We start from the raw sequence: 26,653 nt of genomic DNA on the forward strand, positions 1-26,653 counted from the left end.
AGATGAGCAGCCTGCAATTCGACATCGCCCATCTGCTCGCCGGCTCCCTCGTGCTGGCGAGCTTCATGATGCTCTATCAGGACCGCCTTTATGCGCTGCTCAATGTCTATGCACTGCATGCCGGCGTGCTGGCGCTATCGGTAGCCTGGCAGGCCTATGTGCAGCAAGCGCCGCATCTCTATGTCACGGCGCTGATCGCGCTGCTGTTCAAGGCCATCATCATCCCGGTGGCGCTGCACCGGATCATCAAGCGGCTCGGTATCCACCGCGAGATCGAGAATGCGATCGGCATCGGGTTGACCATGATGGCCGGTATCGGCCTCGTCGCGCTGTCGATGGTGGTGATGCTGCGGGTGACGCCGAGCGCTGACGCGCTCGCGCGCGAGGACCTTGCCTTCGCGCTGTCGGTTGTGCTGCTGGGGCTCCTGATCATGGTGACGCGACGCAACGCCGTGAGCCAGGTCGTCGGATTCATGTCGCTGGAGAACGGGCTGGTGCTGGCGGCAACCGGCGCGAAGGGCATGCCGCTGGTGGTCGAGATCAGTGTCGCCTTCTCGGTGCTGATCGCCTTCATCGTGATCGGCATCTTCCTGTTCCGCATCCGCGAGCGTTTCGACAGCGTGGACGTGCAGGAGCTTGATCGCTTTCGCGGAGAGCGGCGATGAGCATCGACGCCCTCAGCGCCATCCTCTTGATTCCGGCCCTCTCGGCGGCGCTGCTGGCAATTTTGCCCGGCTACCGACTGACGGCCAAGCTGAATGTAGTGGCAGCGCTCGCGACCTTCCTCACCTCACTCTCGCTGTTCGTGGTCGAACCGGTATCGGGGCAGTATCTGCTGATGGACGACCTCAACAAGGTCTTCGTCGTGTTGACCACCTTCGTCAGCTTCACCACATCGGTGTTCAGCGCGAGCTACATCCAGCACGAGATCGAGATCGGGCGCCTGGCGCCGGCGTTCCTGCGCTTCTATCACGCGATGTATCAGACGCTGATGTTCGCGATGAACCTCGCGCTCCTCGCCAACAATATCGGACTGATGTGGGTCGCGGTCGAGGTGGCGACGCTGACGACGGTCCTGATGGTCGGCATCTACCGCACCCATGAGGCGCTGGAGGCAGCTTGGAAATACTTCATCCTCGGTAGCGTCGGTATTGCGCTCGCGCTGTTCGGCACCATCCTGGTCTATATGGCGGCGCGCCCCGTGGTGGGCGAGGGGCTGGACGGCATGGTATGGACGGTGCTGGTGAAGCACGCCGCACAGTTCGACCCGGCGTTGCTCAACGTCGCCTTCGCCTTCCTCCTGCTCGGCTATGGCACCAAGGTCGGCCTCGCACCGCTGCATGCTTGGCTGCCGGATGCGCATGCAGAGGGCCCGACGCCGATCTCGGCGGTGCTGTCCGGCCTGTTGCTCAATGTCGCGCTCTATGCGCTCCTGCGCTTCAAGATGATGCTCGCGGTCAACTCTGCGGCGATCGCGCCGGGTCCGTTGATGGTGACCATGGGCCTGATCTCGGTGATCTTCGCTTCGCTGATGCTGTACCGGCGCCGCGACATCAAGCGGATGTTCGCCTATTCCTCGATCGAGCATATGGGCATCATCGTCTTCGCCTTCGGAATGGGCGGGCCGCTCGCGAATTTCGCAGGACTGTTGCACATGACCATGCATTCGCTGACCAAGTCGGCGATCTTCTTTGCGGTCGGCCACATCGCACAGGTCAAGGGCACACAGAAGATCGCCGATATCGGCGGGCTCACGGTGACCAACCCCGCGCTCGGCTGGGGCCTGATGCTCGGCGTCATCGCCATCGTCGGGCTGCCGCCGCTCGGCATCTTCATGAGCGAGTTCCTGGTGGTGAGCTCGACTTTCGCCCGCGCGCCCTGGCTGACGGTGATCCTGGTGCTCGGCATCATCATCGCGCTCGGCGGGCTTTTCTTGCGGATCGGACCGGTGATGTTTGGCGAGCCCAAAGGCAAGACCGCGCCCGCGGAAGCGTCCTACGTGCCGATGTTCACGCATCTCGGCTTGGTTCTGATGGCCGGCATCTATCTGCCGCCGGTGCTGGTCACCGGCTTCCAGAACGTCGCGAAGCTCCTGGGGTAGGCCATGGGCATCCTCGACAGCATCCCCCATGTCAGTGCGGTGCCATCGCACCGACCGTGGCCGCGCGCGGTCGTGACGGAGGCGGGCTGGCAGGCGGCGATCGATCGACTGGTCGAGGGAGGCCTCACACTGCTTGGCTTCTGGGGCGAGCCGACCGCGGTGCATATGGCGATGCTCGATGGAGGCTCGGCCGAGATCGCGGTCGTGACCTACGCGTGTACGGCCGGCACATTTCCAAGCGTTGCCGGCCGTCATCCGCCGGCGCTTCGGCTCGAGCGGACCATTCATGATCTGTTCGGGCTTGCTCCGACCGGCGCTGACGATCTGCGGCCATGGCTCGATCACGACGTCTGGGGCAAATCCTTTCCGCTCTCGGGCCGCAACGCATCGCGCCACGTGCGGCCATACCAGTTCCTGCCGTCCGAGGGCGAGGCGCTGCATCAGGTCGCGGTCGGCCCGGTCCATGCCGGGATCATCGAGCCCGGCCACTTCCGCTTCACCGCCAATGGTGAGCATGTGGTGCGGCTGGAGCAGCGGCTCGGCTACACCCACAAGGGCATCGAGTCGCTGATGCTGGGCGCGAGCCTCGAGGCCGCGGCAAAGCTCGCCAACCGGACCTCCGGCGATAGCGCGGTGGCCTACGCTTTCGCCTTTGCCCGCGCGGCGGAAGCCGCGCTCGACATCGAGGTGCCGCGGCGCGCGACGTACTTGCGGGCGTTGATGGCGGAATTGGAGCGGCTCGCCAATCATTTCGGCGACATCGGCGCGATCTGCAACGATGCGTCGTTCGCGCTGATGCACGCCCAGACCGGCATTTTGCGCGAGCGGACCCTGCGCGCTGCGGATGCTGCGTTCGGCCATCGCCTGATGATGGACGTCGTCGTGCCCGGTGGCCTGGCGCGCGACATGGCGCCGGACGGTATCCCGGCGCTGCGAATGCTGCTTGCTGAAATCAAGAAGGTATTCCCGCGCCTGATCGAGCTTTACGACAACACCGCATCCTTGCAGGACCGCACCGTCACCACGGGCATCGTGAAGGCGGACTATGCCCGTCAGTTCGGCGCCGGCGGCTATGTCGGCCGCGCCTCGGGCCGCAATTTCGATGCACGACGCACGCTTGCTTATGCGCCCTACGAACAATTGTCGTTCGAGGTGCCGGTGCTGGAAGCCGGCGATGTCAACGCACGGGTCTGGATCCGCATCCGCGAGGTCGAGCAGAGCGTCGAGCTGATCGCGCAGATCCTCGACCTGATCGAGCCGGGCGAGATCAGCAGCGCGCCGCCGGCGGGGCGCGGCGCATGCGAAGGCCTGGCGCTCACCGAGGCCTTCCGCGGCGACGTTCTGGTGTGGCTGCGGCTCGATGGTGAGCTGCGCGTCGAACGCTGCCACCTGCGCGACGCCTCATGGTTCCAGTGGCCGCTGCTGGAAGCTGCGATCGAGGGCAACATCATTGCCGACTTTCCGCTCTGCAATAAGTCGTTCAACTGTTCCTATTCGGGTGCGGACCTCTAAGCCATGCGCAAGACCTTGCTCGAAAGCCTCACCCATGGCTCGCTGACGGAGCCCGCGCCGGGGCCGGACGAGTCGGCGCTGGCGGAGCTTGCGACGAAAGTCGACCGCGCGGCCCAGGCCAGGCTTGGGCGTTCTCTTGCCATTCGCGAGGTCGATGCCGGCTCCTGCAACGGCTGCGAGCTGGAGGTCCACGCGCTGTCCAACGCCTTCTACGACATCGAACGTTTCGGCCTGCGTTTCGTCGCCTCGCCGCGGCACGCCGACGTGCTGCTGGTCACGGGTCCGGTGACGAAGAACATGCGACAGGCGCTGGAGCGGACCTACAATGCGACGCCAGATCCGAAATGGGTCGTCGCGGTCGGCGGCTGCGCGATCGATGGCGGTCTTTTCAGAGGCAGCTACGCCTGCGTTGGCGGCGTCTCCGAGACCATTCCGGTTGATTTGCACATCACGGGCTGCCCGCCGTCGCCGACGGACTTGTTGAAGGGCCTGCTCGCGCTGCTGGAACACGTCAGCGGCAAACGGTAAGCCGCGCTCACGCTAATCCACCAAAATCACCCGGATGTCGTTCACATTCGTCAGTGTCGGGCCGGGCTGCAGCAGATCCCCTGCCGCCTCGAAGAATGTCGTGGCGTCGTTGTTGTCGAGATAGGCCTGCGGCTCGAGCCCCAGCGCCTTCATCTTCGCGAACGTTGCGGCATCGATCAGCGCGCCGGCCGGGTCGGTCGGGTGGCCGGCGCCGCCATCGGCGCCGTCGGTGTCGCCGGCCAGCGCCGAAATGCCGACCGTGTCCTTCAAGAGCGAGGCCAGCGCCAGTGCGTATTCCTGGTTCGGTCCGCCGCGCCCGTTGCCGCGCACGGTGACCGTGAGCTCGCCGCCGGAGAGGATCGCGACGCGCTTGCCTCGGCTGCGTGCCTCGAGCGCCAGCCTGGCGTGATCGGCGGCGACTTCGCGCGCCTCGCCTTCGAGATCGGCGCCGAGATCGATGGTCTCGTAACCGGACTCGCGTGCGAGCTTCAGCGCGGCGTCCAGCGACTGCTTGGGCCGCGCGATCAGCTCGAAATGCGCACGCGCAAAGGCGGCGTCACCCGGCTTGCAGCTCTCGTTGTTGGGATCGTCGAGCGCGCGGCGCACCGCATCGTCGATGTCGAGCTTGTATTTCGCCACGATCGCGCGCGCATCGGCCAGCGTGGTCGGATCGGGCACGGTGGGGCCGGAGGCGATCGCGGAAGGATCGTCATGCGGCACGTCGGAGATCGCGAGCGTCACGATCTCGGCGGCATTCCTGCCGGCGCGGGCGAGACGGCCGCCCTTGATCCGCGACAGGTGCTTGCGCACGACGTTGATCTCGCCGATCGGTGCGCCCGAGCGCAGCAGTGCCTTGTTGACCGCCTGCTTCTGCGCGAAGCTGATGCCGTCCACCGGTGCGATCCAGTTGGCCGAGCCGCCGCCGGTCAGCAGCACCAGCAGCAGATCGTCCGGCCCGGCCTCGCCCGCGAGTGCGAGCGTGTCGGCCGCGCCCTTCAGGCCGGCTTCGTCAGGCACGGGATGACCGGCCTCGACCACGCGAATGCGGCGCGTCGGCACGCCGTAGCCGTGGCGCGTGGTGGCGATGCCGACGAGGCGCTCCGGCGCCGATCCCAGCGCGTCGAGATAATGCCGCTCCGCGGCCGCCGCCATCGCGCCGGCGCCCTTGCCGGCGGCGAGGCAGATCACGCGCCCCCGGGGCGCAGGCCGCAGGTGAGGGGCCAGCACCACGTTGGGATGGGCGGCGGCAACGGCGGCGTCGTAGAGCGCGCGGAGCAGGGGACGTCGATCGGTCATGGACAATGGCCTTGAGCAGACGGGAGTGGCGGCGACGAGGTCGCCGCCATCTGCCTACCGCATCGGGCGCCGAAGCGTAAGCGCCTTCGCCGTCATTCGATTGTGCAATCGCGTGATCATAATTGCCGTACAAAGCAGAAGCCCCCTGCGTGATCAGCGCAGGGGGCTTTGTCCGCGCCTTAGCGGCTAGAGCATGATCCGGAAAAGTGCGTAGCGGTTTTCCGAAAAGATCATGCTCAAACAATAACCTGAAGCGCGATGAGATTCATTCTAATCGCATCGCGCTTTAGCCGCCGGCGTCGGCGCTGATCACGTCACCGAACAGATCCCACTTCTCGCCCTTGAACTTCATGAGCTGGAGCGAGCTGATCGGAGCGAAGTCGTTCGGCCCGGTATTGATCTTGATGCCGGGCAGCAGCACCTCGGTGCGGAAGTCCTTCAGGCTCGCCGCCTGCTTCATGACGTTCTCGCGCGTGAGATTGTCGCCGCATTTCTTCAGCACTTCGACCAGCGTCTGTGCCACGCCGTAGCCGACGATGGTGCCGCCGTCGAGCTTGTCGCCTTCGGGGAAGTACTTCGTCATGAACTCCAGGAACGCCTTCATGCCGGCGTCGTCCTTCCACTGCGGATCGGAGACGTCCTTCAGATAGGCGGCCGAGATGATGTCCTGCGAATTCTCGAAGCCGGCGGGCTTGATCACGCTGCCGACCGAGGCCGAGACGTTGTTGAGGAAGTGAGTCGGCTTCCAGCCGATCTCGGAGATCTTCTTGATCGCCTGTGCCGCGAATTTCGGCGTGGTGATGTTGATGAAGACGTCAGCGCCGGTGGCTTTCAGCTTGACGATGTGATTGTCGATGGTCGGCTCCGATGTCTCGTAGCTTTCCTCCAGCACGATCATGCTCGCGGCCTTGGCCCCTAGGCCGTCCTTCAGGCCCTTCAAATAGTCCTTGCCGTAATCGTCGTTCTGGTAGAGGACGCCGATCTTGGCGTTCGGCATGGCCTTGAGGATGTACTTGGCGTAGATCTGCGTCTCGCTCTGGTAGTTGGGCTGCCAGCCCATCGTCCACGGGAAGTTCTGCGGATCGTTCCACTTGGTGGCGCCGGTGGCGACGAACAGTTGCGGCACCTTTTTCGAGTTCATGTATTTCTGGATCGCCGTGTTCGGCGGCGTGCCGAGCGAGTTGAAGACGAGCAGAACCTCGTCGCTCTCGACCAGCTTGCGCGCCTGCTCCACCGTCTTCGGCGGTGAGTAGGCGTCGTCGTAGGAGACGAAATTGATCTTGCGGCCGTTGATGCCGCCCTCCTCGTTGATCTTCTTGAAATAGGCGGCTTCGGTGCGCCCGATGATGCCATAGGCGGAGGCCGGTCCGCTGTAGGGCATGATGTTGCCGATCTTGATCTCGGTGTCGGTCGCGCCGGCATCGTATTTCTTCTGGGCCGATGCGGTTGAGGCCGAAGCCGCGATGAGCGCGAGCGCCAATGATGCGGCCGCAAGCTTGCCGGTGACAGCAGGCATTCCAATCTCCCTGTTTTTCTTGGTTTGCGCGTCCCTTTTCTTGGCTTGATTGTTCTTGGCGACGCGGCCGCAATTCAATACGATTTGCCCGAAAGCTTCAAGGAAAAGCCCCTGCGGCAGGGCCGCAGGGGCTGCGTCTTTAGTCGACTGGGACTTACCTCTTTAGCGACTGGTTGAGGGTCAGCCGCCGACGTCGCCGCTGACGATATCGCCGAACCGCTCCCAGCTTTCGCCCTTGAAGCGCATTAGTTGCAACTGCGAAAGCGGTGCAAAGTCGGTCGGGCTGGTATTGACCTTGACACCCGGCAGCAGGCCGGCGGGCTCAAAGTCCCTGAGGCTGGCGGCCTGCTTCATCACGTTCGCGCGCGTCAGATCGTCGCCGCAGGCCTTCAAGACTTGCACGAGCCCCTGAGCCACGATGTAACCGTACATCACGCTGACGTCGGCGCGATTGGCCTCGGGATAGTACTTGTCCAGGAACTCATTCCAGGCCTTGACTGCCGCATCGGTCTTCCATTCCGGATCGGTCGGATCCTTCAGATAGGCCGAGGAGATGATGTCCTGACCGTTCTCGAAACCGGCCGGCTTCATCACGCTGCCGATCGAAACGGACACGTTGTTGAGGAAGTGGAGCGGCTTCCAGCCGATCTCTGCGTTCTTCTTGATCGCCTGCGCCGCAAATTTCGGCGTGGTTATGTTGAAGAAAACGTCGGCGTTGGTCGCCTTCATCTTGACGATGTGGGAGTCGATGGTCGGCTCGGAGACTTCGTAGCTGTCCTCGATGACGATCATCGAGGCGGCCTTGGCGCCCAGGCCGTCCTTGAAGCCCTTCAGATAATCCTTGCCGTAATCGTCGTTCTGGTAGAGCACGGCGATCTTGGCGTTCGGATGGTTCTTCAGGATGTACTTGGCGTAGATGATCGCCTCGCTCTGGTAGTTCGGCTGCCAGCCCATCGTCCACGGGAAGTTCTGCGGATCGTTCCATTTGGTGGCGCCGGTGGCGACGAACAGCTGCGGCACCTTCTTCTGGTTCATGTATTTCTGGATCGCCGAGTTGGGCGGCGTGCCGAGCGAGTTGAAGATCAGCAGCACCTCGTCGCTCTCGACCAGCTTGCGCGCCTGCTCCACCGTCTTCGGCGGCGAATAGGCGTCGTCATAGGAGACGAAGTTGATCTTGCGGCCGTTGATGCCGCCCTCGGCGTTGATCTTGCGGAAATAGGCCTCTTCGGTCTTGCCGATCACGCCGTAGGCGGATGCGGGACCGCTATAGGGCATGATGTTGCCGATCTTGATTTCGGTGTCGGATGCGCCCGTGTCGTATTTCTTCTGCGCGGACGCCGCCGTGGAAAGTGTGGCAGCCAGCACGAGGGCGGCCGAGACGGCCCCCAATCGCACATGCATTGCAGGCATCTTGCTCTCCCTAGGTGGGTTTGATTGTGTCGATTGTTCTTGTTGGGAGCGATCGTTGCTCGTCGCTCCATCGCGTATTCAATACCTATCCACGGCCGTCAGCAAGACAAACGCCTCGCACGAGCGTCGCGGGGGCGGCGATCTCTTCGAAGGCGATAGTTAATATTCCGGCGCGTGAGATTTTTGCGCGGCAAACTCACCGCTGGAGTTGCTAGCGGAAGAAGCAACGATCTTGAATTGCGCCGCGGCGGCGCTCAATGACTCATCTCGCTCGAGATGATGTCGCCGAACAGCTCCCATTTCTTGCCCTTGAAGCGCATCATCTGCAGCTGCTCGATCGGGGCGAAATTGTCCGGCGCGGTGTTGATCTTGATGCCGGGCAGCAGCGTATCGGGTTCGAAGTCCTTCAGGCTGGCGGCCTGCTTCATGACGTTCTCGCGGGTGAGATCGTCGCCGCACATCTGCAGCACCTTCACCATGGTCTGCGCGGCGGCGTAGCCGAACACGACGCCGGCATCGAGCTTGTTGGCCTTGGGCTGGTATTGGGCGAGGAAGTTGTAGAACTTCTTCATGCCGTCATCGGCATTCCACTGCGGGTCGGAGCCGTCCTTGGTGTAGGTCGCCGACAGGACGCCTTGCGAGATTTCGATGCCCGCCGGCTCCAATACGCCGCTGACCGAAGCCGAGACGTTGGAGATGATCTGCATCGGATGCCAGTTGATCTCCGCCGCTTTCTTGATTCCTTCCGCGGCGAATTTCTGGTTGGTGAAGCTGATGAAGATATCGGCGCCGGTCGCCTTCAGCTTCACGACTCGCTCGTCGATTGCGGTCTCGGAGATGTCGTAGGCTTCCTCCCGCACGATCATCGAAGCCTTGGCGCCGAGGCCCTCCTTCAACCCCAATAGATAGTCTTTGCCGAAATCGTCATTCTGGTAGAGCACGCCGATCTTTCCGTCCGGCTTCTCCTTCATGATGTATTTGGCATAGATGCGCGCTTCGCTCGCGTAGCTCGGCTGCCAGCCCATGGTCCAGGGATATTGCTTGGGATCGTTCCATTTCGACGCGCCGCTCGCCACGAACAATTGCGGCACCTTCTTCTCGTTCATGTATTTGCGGATGGCGCTGTTGGTGGAGGTGCCGAGCGAGCCGAAGATCAGCAGCACATTGTCGCTCTCGACCAGCTTGCGCGCCTGTTCCACCGTCTTCGGCGGCGAATAGCCGTCGTCATAGGAGATGAATTTGATCTTGCGGCCGTTGATGCCGCCCTCGGCATTGATCTTGTTGAAATAGGCTTCCTCGGTCCTGCCGATCGCGGCATAGGCGGAGGCCGGACCGCTATAGGGCATGATGTTACCGATCTTGATCTCGGTATCGGACGCGCCGCTGTCGTATTTCTTCTGCGCCAGCGCTCCGCTGCTCGTTGCAGTGCACAAGGCGAGCGCGGCCCAGAGGAGCGCAACCTGGGAACGAACAGCGGCCATTGTTCTCCTACCCCGGGATGGATCGATCGCATTGAACAAGATTGGCGCCTGTCGTCAACAAAAAGCCCCCGCGGCTGTCCGCGGGGGCTCCTCGTCTTGGGTGATCGCGTCAGCCCGTCACTCGGAGGCGACGTCACCGCTGATGATCTCGCCGAACAGTTCCCACTTCTCACCCTTGAAGCGCATCATCTGGAGCTGCGCGATCGGAGCGAAGTCGGTGGCGCTGGTGTTGATCTTGACGCCGGGCAGCAGCGTATCCGGCGCGAAGTCCTTCAGGCTCGCGGCCTGCTTCATGATGTTGGCGCGGGTGAGATCGTCACCGCTCATTTCCAGCACCTTGGCCAGGGTCGAGGCGGCGCCGTAGCCATAGACCATGCTGGTGTCCGACTTGTCGGCGCCCGGCATGTACTTGTCGACGAACTCGTTCCACCTCTTCATCCCGGGATCGTTGGCCCATTGCGGGTCCGTCGAGTCCTTGGCATAGGCGGCCGACAGCACGCCCTGCGCGTTCTCGAAGCCGGCCGGCTTCATCACGCTGCCCACCGAGATCGACACGTTGGTGAGGATCTGGAGCGGCTTCCAGCTGAGCTCGGCGGTCTTCTTGATGGTCTGGGCCGCGAATTTCGGCGTCGCGTAGATCAGCAGCACGTCGGGATTGGCGGCCTTGATCTTGACGATGTGGCCGTCGATCGACGGCTCGGAAACCTCGTAGCTCTCCTCCAGGATGATCATGGACGCCTTGGCGCCGAGACCGTCCTTGGTGCCCTTGAGGTAGTCTTTGCCGAAATCGTCGTTCTGATAGAGGATCGCGATCTTGGCGTCCGGCTTCTCCTTCATCAGCCATTTCGCGTAGATGTGCGCTTCGCTCTGGTAGGAGGGCTGCCAGCCGATGGTCCAGGGGAAGTTCTTCGGATCGTTCCACTTGGTGGCGCCGGTGGCGACGAAGAGCTGGGGGATTTTCTTGGCGTTGAGATATTTCTGGATCGCGCTGTTCGAGGGCGTGCCGAGCGGGTTGAAGACGGCCAGCACCTCGTCGCTCTCGACCAGCTTGCGGACCTGCTCGACGGCCTTCGGCGGCGAATAGCCGTCGTCATAGGTCACGAAATTGACCTTGCGGCCGTTGATGCCGCCCTTGTCGTTGATCATCTTGAAATAGGCTTCTTCGGTCTTGCCGATGATGCCATAGGCCGACGCCGGACCGCTGTACGGCATGATGTTGCCGATCTTGATCTCGGTATCGGACGCGCCGGTGTCGTATTTCTTTTGGGCGAGTGCAGCGCCGGAGGTGAGGGTGATGGCCGCCGTTGCCGTGACCAGCGCGGCGGCTCGCAGTGTTCTTCCAAAATCCAATTCGGTCTCCTTGGTTAATTCAACGGGTCTTCAGTTCTTCCTGAGCTTGCCGACGAGTTGCTGGCCCAGGATCGCAGCCTGCCTTGCGCCGTGCGGCACGAGGTAGATGACGAGGAACAACAGCACGCCGAACACCGCGCCGGAGAGGCCCTTGGAGATGCTCTCGGCCATGTTCGGCACGAAGATGATGAAGGCAGCACCGACGAACGAGCCGGGCAGCCAGCCGACGCCGCCGACGACCATGCCGAGGAACAGCGAGATCGCGAGCGTGATGGTGTAGCTGTCGGGCGCGACGAACTGCACCGCGATGGCGCCGAGCGAGCCGGCAACGCCGGTGATGCCCGCGGACACGCCGAACGCCAGCGTCTTGTACAGCGCGACGTTGACGCCCATCGAGGAGGCCGCGATCTCGTTGTCGCGGATCGCCATGAAGGCGCGGCCGGAGCGCGAGCGCAGCAGGTTCACCGAGAAGATGTAGATCGCGATCGTCACGATGAGGGTGAAATAGTAGAGCCACATGTCCTGCGACATCGGCAGGCCGAACGGCGCGTCCGGCTTGGTGACGACGAGGCCCTGCACGCCGCCGGTCCAGTGCTCGAGGAAGTTCAGCTTGAGCAGCTGCGGCATCGCGGTGGCGAGCGCGAAGGTCGCGAGCGCGAGATAGACGCCGGACAGCCGCAGCGCCGGCTTGCCGAACAAATAGCCGAACGCGAAGCAGACAGCGGCGGAGATCGGAATGGTCAGCGCGTAGTTGATGTTGGCGTGCTCCATCAGCACTGCCGAAGTATAGGCGCCGACGGCGTAGAACGCGCTCTGGCCGAGCGAGAACTGGCCGCTTCCGCCGGTCAGGATGTTCAGCGCCAGCACCGCGAGGCCGTAGATCAGGAGCATCGTCATCTGGAAGATGATGAAGTTCTTGACGAACATCGGAACGATCAACAGCGCCGCCAGCACCACCAGCGAGGTGCCGGTGCCCAGCGTCATGGCCCGCTTCGGAACCGCCTCGACCGCCTCGTGGCCTTCGGCCACGACTTCTTCTGCTGCGCTCATGATCAAACTCGCTTGACGATGTGCCGGCCGAACAGACCAGCGGGTTTGACGACCAGGACGGAGATGATCAGCGCGAGCGCGATCGGGAGCTTCAGCTCGTTGCCGACGCCTGGGATGTAGGTGCCGGCGAGATTCTCGAAGACGCCGACCAGGAAGCCGCCGACGACGGCGCCGAACGGGCTCGACAATCCCCCGAGCACCGCCGCGGCGAAGCCGTAGATCAGCACGCCGCCCATCATGTTGGGCTCGAGGAACACGACAGGGGCGATCAGCATGCCGGCGATCGCGCCGATCGCGGTCGCCATGCCCCAGCCAAGCGCGATCATCCAGCTGGTGTTGATGCCGACGAGGCGGGCCGATTCAGGCACCGACGCGGCCGCGCGCATGGCGAGACCGATGCGGGTGTACTGGAAGAAGAAATAGAGCCCGAGCAACAGCAGCACGGTGACGCCGATCATGCCGGCCTGGTGGGTCGAGATCAGCTGGCTGCCCAGGAACGGTGCGGAGCCGAACGGCGTCGGATATTGCTTGATGGTGAAGTCCCAGATCAGGCCGGCCGAGGAGTTGATGATCGCAAACAGCGCGATGAAGCCGGCGACGTTGGTCAGCACCGGTGCCTTGGCGAGCGGCTTGAACAGGATGCGCTCGATGGCGATGCCGGCAACGAAGGAAAATGCCAGCGTGATCAGGAAGGCGGCCCAATAGGACACGCCCCACTGCATCAGCTGCCACGAGATGAAGGTCGAGAACATCGCCATCTCGCCCTGCGCGAAGTTGAGATGGTCGATGGCCTGGTAGATCATGACTACGGCGAGCGCCATGCAGGCGTAGATCGCGCCCGTGGCGATGCCGGCCAGGACCTGGTTGGTGAACAGCTCCATTGTCCCGGCTCCCTCAGTAACCCAGATAGGATTTGCGGATTTCTTCGTTGTTCGCGATGTCCTTGGCCTTGCCGGACATCACGATGCGGCCGGTCTCGATCACATAGGCCTGGTCGGCGAGCTCGAGCGCGAGCTGGGCGTTCTGCTCGACCACCAGGATCGACACCTTGTCCTCGCGGTTGATCTTGCCGAGGATGCCGAACAGATCGCGCACCACCAGCGGCGCGAGGCCGAAGGAGGGCTCGTCGAGCAGCATCAGCCGCGGCCGCAGCATCAACGCGCGGGCGACCGCGAGCATCTGCTGTTCGCCGCCGGAGAGCGTGCCGGCCTGCTGGGTGTGGCGCTGCTTCAACACCGGGAAATGCGCATACATGCGCTCGATGTCGGCGACGATGCCGGCACTGTCCTTGCGGGTGATGGCCCCGAGCTGGAGATTCTCCTCCACCGTCATGGTGGTGAAGGTGCCGCGGCCCTGCGGCACATGGGCGATGCCGAACCGCACGATGCTCTCGGTGGAGCGGTTGTTCAGCGGCTTGCCGTCGAACTCGATTCCGCCGGTTGAGCGCACCATGTTGCAGATCGCGCGCAGCGTGGTGGTCTTGCCGGCGCCGTTGGCCCCGAGCAGCGTCGTCAGCGATCCCTCGTTGAGCGAGAACGACAGGCCATGGAGCGCCTGGACCTGACCGTAATAGGCGCGCAGGTCCTTGACGTTGAGCAGTGTCGTCATTGGTCCTTGCTCCCGAGATAGGCCTTGATGACGTCGGGGTCCGCCTGCACCTGGGCGGGGGTTCCTTCCGCGAGCTTCTTGCCGAAATTCAGCGCAACGACGTGGTCGGCGATCGACATCACGAGGCCCATATGGTGCTCGACCAGCAGCACGGTCATGTGGCGCTCATTGCGGATGCGGCGGATGAGGTCGCCGAGCACGTAGACTTCCTCGTGGTTGAGGCCGCCGGCGGGCTCGTCGAGCAGCAGGATCTTCGGATCCGCCGCCAGCGCGCGCGCCAGTTCGACCCGCTTCTGCGTGCCGAAGGGCAGGCCGGAGACGATGGTGTGAGCGACGTCCTCGAGGTCGAGATAGGCGAGGATCTCGTGGACCTTCTTGTTGACCGCGGTCTCGCTGCGGCGGACCCAGGCAAGCTTCAGGGAGTCGCTGATGATGTCGCTGGAGGTGCGGGCATGCGCGCCGACGCGGACGTTGTCCATCACCGAGAGATTCGGGAACAGCGCCACGTTCTGGAAGGTGCGGCCGATGCCGATCTCGGCGATCCGGTGCGGCGGCCGCGACAGGATGCTGACGCCCTCCATCAGGATATCGCCGGACGAGGGCTGGTACAGCCGCGACAGGCAGTTGAACAGCGTGGTCTTGCCGGCGCCGTTCGGGCCGATCAAGCCGAGGATCTGGCCCTTGTGCATGTCGAAGGACACGCCGTTGAGCGCGACGATGCCGCCGAACACGACGCTGACGTCGCGAACCGCGAGCAGGGGCGATGTCCCCTGCGCGAGCTGTGCCTGCGTCATCTCGTCTCGCTCACGTCGTTCAGTGAGCGATGGGGCGATGCGAGCCGCTCCCGGTGATGACAAAGGCTATCTGAATCCCTCGGCCACACGCGCAACTTTTCCTCCTGATTTCAGCTTTTTGCTGATGTCTTTTTTTGAATGCGGCATCAGACCCCCGAGCGCCGCTTCGATGTTCCTTACCATCGCTAAGAGACGCGGTCCAATGTCGTTGATCAAGCGCTCTTCCGTGAAACGGAATGCGGGCGCGCCGCAATTGAATGCGTAAGGTCCGGTTCCGTCGTTGAGCTTGAGCGCGACGCCGGCCGCGCCGATGTCGTCGTGCCAGTCGCCGACCGAAATGGCAAAGCCGTACTTCGCGACGGTCTCGCCGGAACGTTCCAATCCCTCGCGCATCTTGGGCCAGCGGCTGCCGTAATGTTCGCGCAGGATGCGCGACACTTCAGCGCGACCTTCGTCGTCGAGCGCCCAGAAATAGGCGCGGCCCATCGCGCTGGTTGCAATCGGCACGCGCGAGCCGACGTCAAGTTGAACGCCGACGGTCTCGCTGCCGCGGCTCTGCCCGAAATAGATCATGCTGTGGCGGTCACGGCCGCCGACGGCGACGGCGCCGCCGGTCGCGCGCATCACTTCCTCGCGGAACGGCTCGGACAAATGCCGAACGCCGAGATTGGCCAGCGCCGCGTAGCCGAGCGACATCGCTGCAGGTGCGAGCTGGTACTTCTCGAAGCGGGGAACCGGCGTCAGGTAGCCGAGCTTGGTCAGCGTGTAGGTCAGCCGCGATACGGTGGGCTTGGGCAGATTGGTGCGCGACGCAATCTCCTGATTGCCGAGCAGGCCGTCATTGGGTTGGAACGCGCGCAATACTTCCAGTCCGCGGGAAAGCGCGACGACGAAATTCCGATCGGTCGCAGTCTTCTTTCCTGTACGCTTCATCCCTGATCTGCTTCTTGCGCGGAGTCGTTGACAACGTCCGTGCTTCAAAATAACCCTGCCGTCAAGATGCGGAATTAAATTCCGCACCGCGAAATCGAACAAAAGTAAATCCCCACCAAGGAGGGACACCGTGAGCGAAGTGGTCAAGCTTGAGCGTCATGACGAAGTCGGGATCGTCACGGTCAACAGCCCGCCGGTCAACGCGCTGAGTGCCGCAGTCCGCGGTGGGATCCTCGAGTGCATCAAGGCCGCGATCGCCGATCCCGCCATCAAGGGCATCGTACTGACCTGCGCCGGCCGCACCTTCATTGCCGGGGCCGACATCACCGAGTTCGGCAAGCCGCCGAAGCCGCCCGCCCTCAACGACGTGCTGTCCGAGATCGAAAACTCGCCCAAGCCGGTCGTTGCCGCCATCCACGGCACCGCGCTCGGCGGCGGCCTCGAGGTCGCGCTGGCCTGCCATTTCCGCGTCGCGGTGAAAGAAGCCAAGCTCGGCCTGCCCGAGGTCAAGCTCGGCCTGTTGCCCGGCGCCGGCGGCACCCAGCGCCTGCCCCGCGCGGTCGGGCCCGAGCTTGCGGTCAAGATGATCGTCGGCGGCGACCCGATCGGGGCGGCGGAAGCGCTGAAGAACGGCCTGATCGAGGAGATCATCGAGGGGCCGGCCTCCGGCGGTGAAGCCTTCGTGCGCAAGCTCATCGCCGAGAAGCGCCCGCTGCGGCGCCTGCGCGACGACGATTCCAAGCTCGCGGCCGCCAAGGCCGACCGCTCGATCTTCACCAATGCGGTTGCAGCCATGACCAAGAAGTCGCGCGGCCTGGAGGCGCCGTTCGCGGCGGCCGATGCCGTCGGCTACGCCATTGACCTACCCTTCGACGAAGGCCTGAAGAAGGAGCGCGAGGGCTTCCTCAAGCTCGTCGCCAGCGACCAGTCCAAGGCGCAGCGCTACGCCTTCTTCGCCGAGCGCGAGGCCAACAAGATTGCGGGCGTTCCTGAAGGCACCAAGCCGCGGCCCGTGAACCGCGTCGCCATTCTCGGTGCCGGCACCATGGGCGGCGGCATCGCGATGTCCTTTGCCAATGCCGGCGTGCCCGTCACCCTGATCGAGACCGGCGAAGAGCAGCTCAAGCGCGGCATGGGCATCATGCAGAAGAACTGGGAAGCGACCGCCGCGCGCGGCGGCATCCCGGCCGATGCGCCCGCCAAGCGCATGGCGCTGATCGACGGCAAGGTCGGCATCGAGAATGTCGGCGATGCCGACCTCGTCATCGAGGCCGTGTTCGAGACCATGGCGGTGAAGAAGGAGGTGTTCGGCAAGCTCGACCAGTACGCCAAGCCGGGCGCGGTGCTCGCCTCCAACACCTCGTATCTGAACATCGACGAGATCGCCAAGTCGACCAAGCGTCCGCAGGACGTGCTCGGCATGCACTTCTTCTCGCCGGCCAACGTCATGAAGCTGTGCGAGATCGTGCGTGCCGACAAGACCGCGCCGGATGCGCTGGTGACCGCCGTCACCATCGCGCGCAAGATCGCGAAGGTGCCGGCCGTCGTCGGCGTCTGCGACGGCTTCGTCGGCAATCGCATGCTGGCGCAGCGCGGCAAGCAGTCCGAGAAGCTCCTGTTCGAAGGCGCGCTGCCGCAGCAGGTCGATGCCGTGGTGACAAAATTCGGCATGCCGATGGGACCGTTCGCGATGAGCGATCTCGCCGGCCTCGACATCGGCTGGCGCTCGCGCAAGGACCGCGGCATCAAGTCGGAGATCGCGGACGCGCTGTGCGAAGCCGGCCGCTTCGGGCAGAAGACCGGCAAGGGCTACTACAAGTACGAAGCCGGTTCTCGCGCGCCGCTGCCCGATCCCGAGGTCGAGAAGCTGATCGACGAGACCTTGCTGCGTCTCGGCCGCAAGAAGCGCGTCGTCAGCGACGAGGAGATCCTCGAGCGCATGATGTATCCGATGATCAATGAGGGCGCGAAGATCCTCGAAGAGGGCATCGCGGCGCGTCCCAGCGACATCGACGTGGTCTGGCTCTACGGCTATGGCTGGCCGATCTATCGCGGCGGCCCGATGTACTGGGCCGACAGCGTCGGCCTCAAGCACATCGCCGATCGTCTGGCCTTCTACGCCAAGGAGACCAACGACCCCAGCCTCGAGCCCGCCCCGCTGCTGAAGAAGCTCGCGGCGGAGGGCAAGACGTTTGCCTCGCTGGCTGCGGAGTCGAAAGCGGCGTGATCGGGGCTTCGTCTCAACCTTCGTCATTCCGGGATGCGCCGCAAGGCGCAGGCCCGGAATGACGGTCTGTGTTAGTTGCTCGCTCAAGCAATCAAGAAAATGACCCATCCCGGCGAACAGTTTTATCCCGAGGGCGTGCGGTGGGACGACGCCATCGTCCAGGGCACGCTCCCGGACCTTCTCGCGAAGGCCGCCGCCGATTACGGCACGCGCACCGCGCTGGAGTTCCGCGACCGACCTATCAGCTACACCGAGCTCGCCGCTCAGGCCGAACGCGCTGCCGCGGCGTTTTTTCGCGCCGGGTGCGGCAAGAACAGTTCGGTCGCGCTGTTCCTCGGCAACACGCCAGATCACCCCGTCAACTTCTTCGGTGCGCTGAAGGCCGGCGGGCGCGTTGCGCATCTGTCGCCGCTCGACGGCGAGATCGCGCTGACGCACAAGATCACCGATTCCGGCTCGCGCCTGCTCGTGACCTCCAACCTCCAGGCCCTGCTGCCGACCGCGCTGAAGTTCCTGGAGAAGGGCCTGATCGACAAGCTCGTGGTCTGCGAGGACGATCATTGGGGCAAGGTCGGCACGCCGCAGGCGGCGATCCCCGACGATCCCCGCATCGTCACCTTCGAGGCTTTCGTCGAAGGCGCCACCGCGCCTGCGCAATGGCCTGTCGTCACGGCCGACGACGTCGCGCTGCTGCAATATACCGGCGGCACCACCGGCCTGCCCAAGGGCGCGATGCTCACCCACGGCAATCTCACCTCGGCGGTGTCGATCTACGACGTCTGGGGCAAGCCGGCACGCGCCGCCCGCGGCGACGTCATCGAGCGCGTGATCTGCGTGCTGCCGCTGTTCCACATCTACGCGCTCACCGTCGTGCTGCTGTCCTCGCTTCGGCGCGGCAATCTGATCTCGCTGCATCAGCGCTTCGACGTCGAAGCCGTGATGCGCGACATCGAGGTCAAGCGTGCGACTTATTTCCCGGGCGTGCCGACGATGTGGATCGCCATCGCTGCGCTGCCAGATCTCGACAAGCGCGACTTCTCCTCGCTCGCCACCATCGGCTCCGGCGGCGCGCCGCTACCGGTGGAGATCGCGAGCTTCTTCGAGCGCAAGGTCGGCAAGAAGCTGCGCAGCGGCTGGGGCATGACCGAGACCTGCTCGCCCGGCACCGGCCATCCGCCCACCGGCCCCGAGAAGCCCGGCTCGATCGGCCTGATGCTGCCCGGCATCGAGCTCGACGTCGTCGCGCTCGACGATCCCAGACGCGTGCTGCCGCCGGGCGAGATCGGCGAGATCCGCATCAAGGGCCCGAACGTCACCAGGGGCTACTGGAACAAGCCGGAGGGATCGACCGAGGCCTTCGTCGACGGCCGCTTCCTCACCGGCGACATCGGCTATGTCGATGCCGACGGCTATTTCTTCCTGGTCGACCGCAAGAAGGACATGATCATCTCCGGCGGCTTCAACGTCTATCCGCAGATGATCGAGCAGGCGATCTACACCATCCCGGGCGTGCACGAGGTGATCGTGCTCGGCGTTCCCGACCCCTATCGCGGCGAAGCCGCAAAGGCCTTCATCAAGCTGAGGCCCGACGCAAAGCCGTTCACGCTCGACGAGCTGCGCGCGCAGCTCGCCGGCAAGGTCGGCAAGCACGAGCTGCCGGCCGCGGTCGAGTTCGTCGATGACCTGCCGCGCACGCCGGTCGGAAAATTGTCGCGCCACGAATTGCGCCAGCAGCAGAAACCGTCACAATCCACCTCACTCGCATCAGGAGGTCGCTCTTGACCGACGCCGTCATCGTTTCCACCGCCCGCACCCCGATCGGCAAGGCCTATCGCGGCGCGCTCAACGCCACCGAGGGCGCAACGCTGCTCGGCCACGCCATCGGCGAAGCCGTCGCCCGCGCAAAGGTCGATCCGAAGGAGATCGAGGACGTCGTGATGGGCGCGGCGCTCCAGCAGGGCGCGACCGGCGGCAACATCGCGCGCAAGGCGCTGCTGCGCGCCGGCCTGCCGGTCACCGTCGCCGGCACCACCATCGACCGGCAATGCGCCTCGGGCCTGCAGGCGATCGCGCTCGCCGCGCGCGCGGTCATCTTCGACGGCGTCGAGATCGCAGTCGGCGGCGGCGGCGAGTCGATCTCGCTCGTGCAGAACGACAAGATGAACGGCTTCCATGCCCAGGATCCGGCGCTGCTCAAGATCAAGGGCGAGGTCTACATGCCCATGATCGACACCGCGGAAGTCGTCGCCAAGCGCTACGGCATCTCGCGCGAACGCCAGGACGAATATTCGCTGGAGAGCCAGCGCCGCACCGCGGCCGCGCAGCAGGGCGGCAAGTTCAAGGACGAGCTCGCCCCAATCACGACGCAGATGGCGGTCACCGACAAGGCGACCGGCGCCGTCTCGATGAAGCAGGTCACGCTGTCGCAGGACGAGGGCCCTCGTCCCGAGACCACGATCGAGGGCCTTGCTGGCCTGAAGGCCGTGCGCGGCGAAGGCTTCACCATCACCGCCGGCAATGCCAGCCAGCTCTCCGACGGCGCCAGCGCCTCCGTGATCATGAGCGACAAGGAAGCCGCAAAGCGCGGCCTCAGCCCCCTCGGCATCTTCCGCGGCTTCGTCTCCGCGGGCTGCGAGCCGGACGAGATGGGCATCGGCCCGGTCTTCGCCGTGCCGCGCCTGCTCAAGCGCCACGGCCTCACCGTCGACGACATCGGCCTCTGGGAGCTCAACGAAGCTTTCGCGGTGCAGGTGCTGTATTGCCGCGACAAGCTCGGCATCGATCCCGACAAGATCAACGTCAACGGCGGCGCGATCTCGGTCGGCCATCCCTACGGCATGTCCGGCGCGCGCCTCACCGGCCACGCTCTGATCGAAGGCCGTCGCCGCAAGGCCAAGTATGCGGTCGTCACCATGTGCATCGGCGGCGGCATGGGCGCGGCGGGACTGTTCGAAGTTTTGCAGTAATTCACAGGAGGATCCGATGGATCTCGCATTCACGAAAGAAGAGCAGGCGTTTCGCGACGAAGTGCGGCAGTTCTTCCGCGACAACGTGCCGCCGGATACGCGGCGCAAGCTGGTCGAGGGCCGCCACCTCTCCAAGGACGAGATGGTGAATTGGTGGCGCATCCTCAACAAGAAGGGCTGGGGCGTCAGCCATTGGCCGAAGGAATATGGCGGCACCGGCTGGACCAGCGTGCAGCACTACATCTTCAACGAGGAGCTGCAGTCCTATCCGGCGCCGCAGCCGCTCGCCTTCGGCGTCAGCATGGTCGGTCCCGTCATCTACACCTTCGGCAACGAGGAGCAGAAGAAGAAGTACCTGCCGCGCATCGCCAATGTCGACGATTGGTGGTGCCAGGGCTTTTCGGAGCCGGGCTCCGGCTCCGACCTCGCCTCGCTGAAGACGAAAGCCGAGCGCCGTGGCGACAAGTGGATCATCAACGGCCAGAAGACCTGGACCACGCTCGCCCAGCACGCCGACATGATCTTCTGCCTCTGCCGCACCGATCCCTCCGCCAAGAAGCAGATGGGCATCTCCTTCATCGTGTTCTCGATGAAGTCGAAGGGCGTCACCGTGCGCCCGATCCAGACCATCGACGGCGGCCGCGAGGTCAACGAGGTCTTCTTCGACGACGTCGAGGTGCCCATCGAGAACCTGATCGGCGAGGAGAACAAGGGCTGGGACTACGCAAAGTTCCTGCTCGGCAACGAGCGCACCGGCATCGCCCGCGTCGGCGTCTCCAAGGAGCGCATCCGCCGCATCAAGGATCTGGCTTCGAAGGTCGAATCCGCCGGCAAGCCGATCATCCAGGATCCCGCCTTCCGCGAGAAGCTGGCGGCCTGTGAGATCGAGCTGAAGGCGCTCGAGCTGACCCAGCTGCGCGTCGTCGCCGACGAAGGCAAGCACGGCAAGGGCAAGCCCAATCCGGCCTCGTCGGTGCTGAAGATCAAGGGCTCCGAGATCCAGCAGACCACCACCGAGCTGCTGATGGAAGTGATCGGCCCGTTCGCCGCGCCTTACGACGTGCACGGCGACGACGGCTCGAACGAAGCCATGGACTGGACCGCCCAGATCGCGCCGAGCTACTTCAACAACCGCAAGGTCTCGATCTACGGCGGCTCCAACGAGATCCAGCGCAACATCATCGCCAAGGCGGTGCTGGGATTGTGAGGTTCTTCTCCCTCTCCCCGTTCTTACGGGGAGAGGGTCGGGGTGAGGGGCCTCTCTCCGAGCAAAGATCGTCGAGAGAGCGGTACCCCCTCACCCGATTTGCTTCGCAAATCGACCTCTCCCCGCAAGCGGGGAGAGGTGAAGAGGCACCCCGCGCCACGCAGACAGTTTTGACTTGAGGGAACAGATATGGATTTTGACCTGTCCGAGGAGCAGCGGCTTCTCAAGGAAAGCATCGACGGCCTGCTGACCGATTCCTACGATTTCGAGCAGCGCAAGAAGTACATGGCGGATAAGGGCGGCTGGAGCAAAACGGTCTGGCTCAAGCTCGCCGAGCAGGGGCTTTTGGGCCTGCCCTTCAGCGAGGCCGACGGCGGCTTCGGCGGCGGCGGCGTCGAGACCATGATCGTGATGGAGGCGCTCGGCAAGGCGCTGGTGCTGGAGCCGTATCTCGCCACAATCGTGATCGGCGGCGGCTTCCTGCGCCATGCCGGCAGCGATGCGCAGAAGGCCGCGCACGTGCCGGGAATCATCGACGGCAGCAAGACGCTCGCCTTTGCCCAGCTCGAGAAGAACTCGCGCTACGATCTGTTCGACGTCACCACGACCGCGAAGAAGAAGGGCGATTCTTACGTGATCGACGGCGAGAAGTTCGTCGTGTTCAACGGCGAGAACGCCGACACCCTCATCGTCACCGCGCGCACCAAGGGCGACCGCCGCGACAAAACCGGCATCGGCGTGTTCCTGGTCCCGGCCAATGCCAAGGGCGTCGCCAGGAAGTCCTATCCGACCCAGGACGGCCTGCACGCCGCCGACATCACCTTCACCGGTGTCGAGGTCGGCCCGGACGCCGTGCTCGGCAACCCCGAGGATTCGCTGGCGCTGATCGAGCGCGTGGTGGACGAGGCCCGCGTCGCGCTCTGCGCCGAAGCGGTCGGTCTGATGGACGAATCGCTCAAGACCACGGTCGAGTACATCAAGACGCGCAAGCAGTTCGGCGTCGCGATCGGCTCGTTCCAGTCGCTGCAGCACCGCGCCTCGGATATGTTCGTCGCCACCGAGCAGGCGCGCTCGATGTCGATGTTCGCGACCATGGCGAACGACTTCGAGGACGCCAAGGAGCGCAGCACCGCGATCGCTGCGGCCAAGGTGCAGATCGGCAAGTCGGCCAAATTCGTCGGCCAGCAGTCGATCCAGCTCCACGGCGGCATCGGCATGACCATGGAGGCGAAGATCGGCCACTACTTCAAGCGCCTCACCATGATCGAGAACACGTTCGGCGACACCGACTACCACCAGCGCCGCGTCGCGGACGCGGGCGGGTTGATCTGATAGCCACCATCGTCATTGCGAGGAGCTCTTGCGACGAAGCAATCCAGACTTTCTCCACCGAAAGATCCTGGATTGCTTCGCTGCGCTCGCAATGACGGAGCAAGTTGAATCAGCGGAACCCAACAACAATGAAAAACACCCCGTTCGATCTCACCGGCAAGGTCGCCGTGGTCACCGGCTCCAGCCGCGGCATCGGCCGCTCCTCCGCCGAGCTGCTCGCCAAGTTAGGGGCCAAGGTCGTGGTCTCCTCGCGCAAGGCGGAGGCCTGCAAGGAGGTCGCCGACGGCATCAATGCCGCTGGCGGCGAGGCAACAGTCGTCCCCTGCAACATCGCGCGCAAGGCCGAGGTCGAGGCGCTGATCGCGGGTGCCACCAAGCATTACGGCAAGATCGACATCCTGGTCTGCAACGCCGCGGTCAATCCTTATTACGGCCCGCTGCTCGACATCACCGACGAAGCCTTCGACAAGATCATGGGCTCGAACGTCAAGAGCAACATCTGGCTCTCTGCGCTCGCGATTCCGCAAATGGCCGAGCGCGGCAACGGCTCGGTGATCATCATCTCCTCGATCGGGGGCCTGCGCGGCTCCACCGTGATCGGCGCCTACGGCATCTCCAAGGCCGCCGACTTCGCGCTGTGCCGCTCGCTCGCCGGCGAATGGGGCCCGAAAGGCGTCCGCGTCAACTGCATTGCGCCCGGCCTCGTCAAGACCGACTTCGCCCGCGCCCTGTGGGAGGACGAGGCCAATCTGAAGCGCCGCACCGCCACCACGCCGCTCCGCCGCATCGGCGAGCCCGACGAAATCGCCGGCGCCGTCGCCTACCTCGCCTCCGACGCCTCGAGCTTCATGACCGGCCAGACCATCGTCATCGACGGCGGCGTGACCACAGCGGCGGTGTAGGGTCACACTACTTGCAATTGTAACGCGCGCACGCTTCACTTCACCCTCCCCTGGAGGGGTCCGGGACGAGCGCAGCTCGCCCGTGGGTCGCTCGCGCGAAGCGCGGGCCGGGTGAAGCCACGCAAATGGTCTCAACATCAATCCGCCGCGCCGCCGCAAAGAAGCTGCGAGCCAACACGACGCCGCACGAGCGGATGTTATGGCGTGCGCTCAAGGAATTTCCGATGGACGGCTCGCATTTTCGCCGGCAGGCACCGATCGGCCCCTACGTCGTCGACTTCTTCTGTCCGGCCAAGCGCCTCATCATCGAGCTCGATGGCGGCCACCACAACGAAGACGATACCGCCGCACGCGATCTCGAACGCCAACGCTGGCTCGAACACGAAGGCTATCGCGTCCTCCGTTTCTGGAATTCGGAGATCGCGACTGACCTGACCGCGGTGATGGAACGCATCTATGTCGAGATGTACGGATCGCGCGAGGCAGAGACGACACCCTTGAAACATCGCCGAACTTAGCAGCCTAGGCGGCACTTTCTCTTACCCTCCCCTGGAGGGGGAGGGTCGATCGCGCGCAGCGCGAGCGGGGTGGGGTGATCTCTCCACACGGGCACTGTTCGATGTCGAGAGACCGTCACCCCACCCCGTCTCACATTTCGCTGCGCTCAATGTGAGCCGACCCTCCCCCTCCAGGGGAGGGTAAGAGGCACCCAACGCATCCAATCTTGACCTTCGGCCTCCAATCCGCTCCCTTTGGCGCGACACAATGACCCCTCCCGGGGAAAAACGCCCAAAGAAAACGCCAAGGTAAGCCGCCATGTCTTTCGTCCTCGCCATCGACCAGGGCACCACCTCTTCGCGCGCGATCGTGTTTCGCGGCGACATTTCCATCGCTGCCAAGGCGCAACAGGAATTCCCGCAGCATTTTCCGGCCTCCGGCTGGGTCGAGCACGAGCCCGAGGACATCTGGACCTCGACCGTGATGGTCTGCCGCGAGGCGATGGAGCACGCCGGCATCACCGCAAAGGACATCGCCGCGATCGGCATCACCAATCAGCGCGAGACCACCGTGGTGTGGGACCGCGCCACCGGCCAGGCCGTGCACCGTGCCATCGTCTGGCAGGACCGCCGCACCGCCGACATCTGCGCCAAATTGAAAGCAGAAGGCCGCGAGGACGTGATCTCGCAGAAGACCGGCCTGATCATCGATCCCTATTTCTCTGGAACCAAAGTCGCCTGGATCCTCGACCACGTCCCTGGCGCCCGCGCCCGCGCCGCGCGCGGCGAACTGATGTTCGGCACCATCGATTGCTATCTGCTCTGGCGCCTCACCGGCGGCAAGGTGCACGCCACCGACGCCACCAATGCTTCGCGCACGCTGCTGTTCAACATCCACACCGGCGAGTGGGACGATGAACTCCTGGAGATCATCGGCGTGCCGCGCTCGATGCTGCCCGAGGTGAAGGATTCCTCCGCCCGCTTCGGCGAGAGCACGCCGGACCTGTTCGGCGGCCCCATCGTCATCGCCGGCATCGCCGGCGACCAGCAGGCCGCCACCATCGGCCAGGCCTGCTTCCGCCCGGGCATGATGAAGTCCACCTACGGCACCGGCTGCTTTGCCTTGCTCAACACCGGCACCACGCCCGTCGTCTCCAGGAACAAGCTGCTCACCACCGTCGCCTACCAGCTCGAGGGCAAGCGCACCTACGCGCTCGAAGGCTCGATCTTCGTCGCCGGCAGCGCCGTGCAATGGCTGCGCGACGGCCTCGGCATCATCAAGCACGCCGCCGAGACCGGACCTCTTGCCGATCAATCGGACTCGATGCAGAGCGTCTATCTGGTCCCCGCCTTCGTCGGCATGGGCGCGCCCTACTGGAATCCGCGCGTCCGCGGCGCGCTGTTCGGCCTCACCCGCAACACCGGTCCCGCCGAGCTCGCCCATGCCGCGCTGGAAAGCGTCTGCTACCAGACCTTCGATCTCTGGGCTGCGATGCGCGCGGACTGGCCGAGCTCGGAAACCGCCAGCGTCGTGCTCCGCGTCGACGGCGGCATGACCGCTTCCGACTGGACCATGCAGCGCCTCGCCGATCTCCTGGATGCGCCGGTGGATCGTCCCGTGATCCAGGAAACCACGGCCCTTGGCGCGGCCTACCTCGCCGGCCTCCAGGCGGGCGTCTATCCCGAGCCGACAAAATTCGCCGACAATTGGCGCCTCGAGCACCGCTTCAAGCCGAACATGAGCCAGGCCACGCGCGAGCGGAAGCTCGCCGGCTGGGCCCGCGCGGTGAAGGGCGTGCTCGCGAGCGACGAAGGGGAGGGGTAGCGATATTTCGTAGCCCGGATGGAGCGCAGCGCAATCCGGGACCGCTGTCGCTGGTGGCACAAATCCCGGATTGCGCTGCGCTCCATCCGGGCTACACGCTCGCCTCTAGACCGTCATT

The 26,653-nt window shown here is 64.3% G+C and carries 22 protein-coding genes; 12 read left to right on the forward strand and 10 right to left on the reverse strand.

Translation table 11 applies throughout. The features are described 5' to 3' along the window. Positions 1-2 precede the first annotated feature (2 nt). From N2604_RS08255 to N2604_RS08270, 4 genes are read left to right on the forward strand one after another with little or no spacing between them, the layout of a single operon-like run. Positions 3-665: a hydrogenase-4 component E gene (locus N2604_RS08255; RefSeq protein WP_260374262.1), complete on the forward strand. Its 663-nt coding sequence runs from the start codon at positions 3-5 to the stop codon at positions 663-665. Further along, positions 662-2,101 carry a hydrogenase 4 subunit F gene (locus N2604_RS08260; RefSeq protein WP_260374263.1) on the forward strand — a complete coding sequence of 480 codons (1,440 nt, stop codon included), beginning with the start codon at positions 662-664 and terminating at the stop codon, positions 2,099-2,101. Before N2604_RS08255 ends, N2604_RS08260 begins: the two co-directional genes overlap by 4 nt. Positions 2,102-2,104: 3 nt before the next feature. Further along, on the forward strand, positions 2,105-3,613 hold the full coding sequence (locus tag N2604_RS08265) for an NADH-quinone oxidoreductase subunit C (protein WP_260374264.1): 1,509 nt from the start codon (positions 2,105-2,107) through the stop codon (positions 3,611-3,613). A gap of 3 nt (positions 3,614-3,616) precedes the next feature. Then, positions 3,617-4,141 carry an NADH-quinone oxidoreductase subunit B family protein gene (locus tag N2604_RS08270; protein WP_260374265.1) on the forward strand — a complete coding sequence of 175 codons (525 nt, stop codon included), beginning with the start codon at positions 3,617-3,619 and terminating at the stop codon, positions 4,139-4,141. Between the two features lie 12 nt (positions 4,142-4,153). On the opposite strand, the gene N2604_RS08275 is transcribed toward N2604_RS08270, so the two are convergent. The 10 genes from N2604_RS08275 to N2604_RS08320 form a co-directional block, all read right to left on the reverse strand. Next, positions 4,154-5,437: a glycerate kinase gene (locus N2604_RS08275; protein ID WP_260374266.1), complete on the reverse strand. Its 1,284-nt coding sequence runs from the start codon at positions 5,435-5,437 to the stop codon at positions 4,154-4,156. 286 nt (positions 5,438-5,723) lie between these two features. After that, a complete protein-coding gene (locus N2604_RS08280) occupies positions 5,724-6,953 on the reverse strand; it encodes an ABC transporter substrate-binding protein (RefSeq protein ID WP_260374267.1) in 1,230 nt (409 codons plus the stop codon). Positions 6,954-7,133: 180 nt separating this feature from the next. Then, positions 7,134-8,363: an ABC transporter substrate-binding protein gene (locus tag N2604_RS08285; protein ID WP_260374268.1), complete on the reverse strand. Its 1,230-nt coding sequence runs from the start codon at positions 8,361-8,363 to the stop codon at positions 7,134-7,136. A gap of 254 nt (positions 8,364-8,617) precedes the next feature. Then, positions 8,618-9,844: an ABC transporter substrate-binding protein gene (locus N2604_RS08290; protein WP_260374269.1), complete on the reverse strand. Its 1,227-nt coding sequence runs from the start codon at positions 9,842-9,844 to the stop codon at positions 8,618-8,620. Between the two features lie 117 nt (positions 9,845-9,961). Beyond that, a complete protein-coding gene (locus N2604_RS08295) occupies positions 9,962-11,194 on the reverse strand; it encodes an ABC transporter substrate-binding protein (protein WP_260374270.1) in 1,233 nt (410 codons plus the stop codon). Between the two features lie 30 nt (positions 11,195-11,224). Continuing rightward, positions 11,225-12,244 carry a branched-chain amino acid ABC transporter permease gene (locus N2604_RS08300; protein ID WP_260374271.1) on the reverse strand — a complete coding sequence of 340 codons (1,020 nt, stop codon included), beginning with the start codon at positions 12,242-12,244 and terminating at the stop codon, positions 11,225-11,227. A gap of 2 nt (positions 12,245-12,246) precedes the next feature. After that, positions 12,247-13,125 (reverse strand): branched-chain amino acid ABC transporter permease, encoded by an 879-nt coding sequence (locus N2604_RS08305; RefSeq protein ID WP_260374272.1) that lies wholly within the window; start codon positions 13,123-13,125, stop codon positions 12,247-12,249. Between the two features lie 13 nt (positions 13,126-13,138). After that, the gene (locus N2604_RS08310) at positions 13,139-13,852 is read right to left on the reverse strand and encodes an ABC transporter ATP-binding protein (RefSeq protein WP_197954000.1); all 714 of its coding nucleotides are present in this window, start codon (positions 13,850-13,852) and stop codon (positions 13,139-13,141) included. Continuing rightward, on the reverse strand, positions 13,849-14,646 hold the full coding sequence (locus N2604_RS08315; RefSeq protein WP_260374273.1) for an ABC transporter ATP-binding protein: 798 nt from the start codon (positions 14,644-14,646) through the stop codon (positions 13,849-13,851). The genes N2604_RS08310 and N2604_RS08315 overlap by 4 nt, the downstream gene beginning before the upstream one ends. A gap of 66 nt (positions 14,647-14,712) precedes the next feature. Further along, on the reverse strand, positions 14,713-15,579 hold the full coding sequence (locus tag N2604_RS08320; RefSeq protein ID WP_035997958.1) for an IclR family transcriptional regulator: 867 nt from the start codon (positions 15,577-15,579) through the stop codon (positions 14,713-14,715). A 130-nt stretch (positions 15,580-15,709) separates the two neighbouring features. Here N2604_RS08320 and N2604_RS08325 point away from each other — a divergent pair, with 130 nt between their 5' ends. The 8 genes from N2604_RS08325 (at position 15,710) to glpK (ending at position 26,535) form a co-directional block, all read left to right on the forward strand. Beyond that, the gene (locus N2604_RS08325) at positions 15,710-17,806 is read left to right on the forward strand and encodes a 3-hydroxyacyl-CoA dehydrogenase NAD-binding domain-containing protein (protein ID WP_260374274.1); all 2,097 of its coding nucleotides are present in this window, start codon (positions 15,710-15,712) and stop codon (positions 17,804-17,806) included. Between the two features lie 99 nt (positions 17,807-17,905). Next, a complete protein-coding gene (gene pimA, locus N2604_RS08330; protein WP_260374275.1) occupies positions 17,906-19,588 on the forward strand; it encodes a dicarboxylate--CoA ligase PimA in 1,683 nt (560 codons plus the stop codon). Further along, entirely contained in the window at positions 19,585-20,772 is a 1,188-nt protein-coding gene (locus N2604_RS08335; RefSeq protein WP_260374276.1) for an acetyl-CoA C-acyltransferase, read from the forward strand. The genes pimA and N2604_RS08335 overlap by 4 nt, the downstream gene beginning before the upstream one ends. 16 nt (positions 20,773-20,788) lie before the next feature. Further along, positions 20,789-21,979, forward strand: coding sequence for a pimeloyl-CoA dehydrogenase large subunit (gene pimC, locus N2604_RS08340; protein WP_260374277.1), 1,191 nt, complete (start codon positions 20,789-20,791; stop codon positions 21,977-21,979). Between the two features lie 189 nt (positions 21,980-22,168). Continuing rightward, positions 22,169-23,311, forward strand: a complete 1,143-nt coding sequence (gene pimD / locus N2604_RS08345) for a pimeloyl-CoA dehydrogenase small subunit (protein ID WP_260374278.1) — start codon at positions 22,169-22,171, stop codon at positions 23,309-23,311. A gap of 128 nt (positions 23,312-23,439) precedes the next feature. Further along, positions 23,440-24,213, forward strand: coding sequence for an SDR family NAD(P)-dependent oxidoreductase (locus tag N2604_RS08350; RefSeq protein ID WP_260374279.1), 774 nt, complete (start codon positions 23,440-23,442; stop codon positions 24,211-24,213). Between the two features lie 125 nt (positions 24,214-24,338). Further along, on the forward strand, positions 24,339-24,731 hold the full coding sequence (locus N2604_RS08355) for an endonuclease domain-containing protein (RefSeq protein WP_260374280.1): 393 nt from the start codon (positions 24,339-24,341) through the stop codon (positions 24,729-24,731). A 298-nt stretch (positions 24,732-25,029) separates the two neighbouring features. Continuing rightward, the gene (glpK, locus tag N2604_RS08360) at positions 25,030-26,535 is read left to right on the forward strand and encodes a glycerol kinase GlpK (protein ID WP_260374281.1); all 1,506 of its coding nucleotides are present in this window, start codon (positions 25,030-25,032) and stop codon (positions 26,533-26,535) included. The last annotated feature ends 118 nt before the right edge of the window (positions 26,536-26,653 follow it).

This window comes from Bradyrhizobium sp. CB1015 (assembly GCF_025200925.1).
Taxonomy (GTDB): Bacteria; Pseudomonadota; Alphaproteobacteria; order Rhizobiales; family Xanthobacteraceae; genus Bradyrhizobium.

Excerpts from the sequence above, each read along its gene's own strand:
- N2604_RS08255 (WP_260374262.1), top strand. The coding sequence starts at position 3 with ATGAGCAGCCTGCAATTCGACATCGCCCATCTGCTCGCCGGCTCCCTC.
- N2604_RS08260 (WP_260374263.1), top strand. The coding sequence starts at position 662 with ATGAGCATCGACGCCCTCAGCGCCATCCTCTTGATTCCGGCCCTCTCG.
- N2604_RS08265 (WP_260374264.1), top strand. The coding sequence starts at position 2,105 with ATGGGCATCCTCGACAGCATCCCCCATGTCAGTGCGGTGCCATCGCAC.
- N2604_RS08270 (WP_260374265.1), top strand. The coding sequence starts at position 3,617 with ATGCGCAAGACCTTGCTCGAAAGCCTCACCCATGGCTCGCTGACGGAG.
- N2604_RS08275 (WP_260374266.1), bottom strand. The coding sequence starts at position 5,437 with ATGACCGATCGACGTCCCCTGCTCCGCGCGCTCTACGACGCCGCCGTT.
- N2604_RS08280 (WP_260374267.1), bottom strand. The coding sequence starts at position 6,953 with ATGCCTGCTGTCACCGGCAAGCTTGCGGCCGCATCATTGGCGCTCGCG.
- N2604_RS08285 (WP_260374268.1), bottom strand. The coding sequence starts at position 8,363 with ATGCCTGCAATGCATGTGCGATTGGGGGCCGTCTCGGCCGCCCTCGTG.
- N2604_RS08290 (WP_260374269.1), bottom strand. The coding sequence starts at position 9,844 with ATGGCCGCTGTTCGTTCCCAGGTTGCGCTCCTCTGGGCCGCGCTCGCC.
- N2604_RS08300 (WP_260374271.1), bottom strand. The coding sequence starts at position 12,244 with ATGAGCGCAGCAGAAGAAGTCGTGGCCGAAGGCCACGAGGCGGTCGAG.
- N2604_RS08305 (WP_260374272.1), bottom strand. The coding sequence starts at position 13,125 with ATGGAGCTGTTCACCAACCAGGTCCTGGCCGGCATCGCCACGGGCGCG.
- N2604_RS08310 (WP_197954000.1), bottom strand. The coding sequence starts at position 13,852 with ATGACGACACTGCTCAACGTCAAGGACCTGCGCGCCTATTACGGTCAG.
- N2604_RS08315 (WP_260374273.1), bottom strand. The coding sequence starts at position 14,646 with ATGACGCAGGCACAGCTCGCGCAGGGGACATCGCCCCTGCTCGCGGTT.
- N2604_RS08320 (WP_035997958.1), bottom strand. The coding sequence starts at position 15,579 with ATGAAGCGTACAGGAAAGAAGACTGCGACCGATCGGAATTTCGTCGTC.
- pimA (WP_260374275.1), top strand. The coding sequence starts at position 17,906 with ATGACCCATCCCGGCGAACAGTTTTATCCCGAGGGCGTGCGGTGGGAC.
- pimC (WP_260374277.1), top strand. The coding sequence starts at position 20,789 with ATGGATCTCGCATTCACGAAAGAAGAGCAGGCGTTTCGCGACGAAGTG.
- pimD (WP_260374278.1), top strand. The coding sequence starts at position 22,169 with ATGGATTTTGACCTGTCCGAGGAGCAGCGGCTTCTCAAGGAAAGCATC.
- N2604_RS08350 (WP_260374279.1), top strand. The coding sequence starts at position 23,440 with ATGAAAAACACCCCGTTCGATCTCACCGGCAAGGTCGCCGTGGTCACC.
- N2604_RS08355 (WP_260374280.1), top strand. The coding sequence starts at position 24,339 with ATGGTCTCAACATCAATCCGCCGCGCCGCCGCAAAGAAGCTGCGAGCC.
- glpK (WP_260374281.1), top strand. The coding sequence starts at position 25,030 with ATGTCTTTCGTCCTCGCCATCGACCAGGGCACCACCTCTTCGCGCGCG.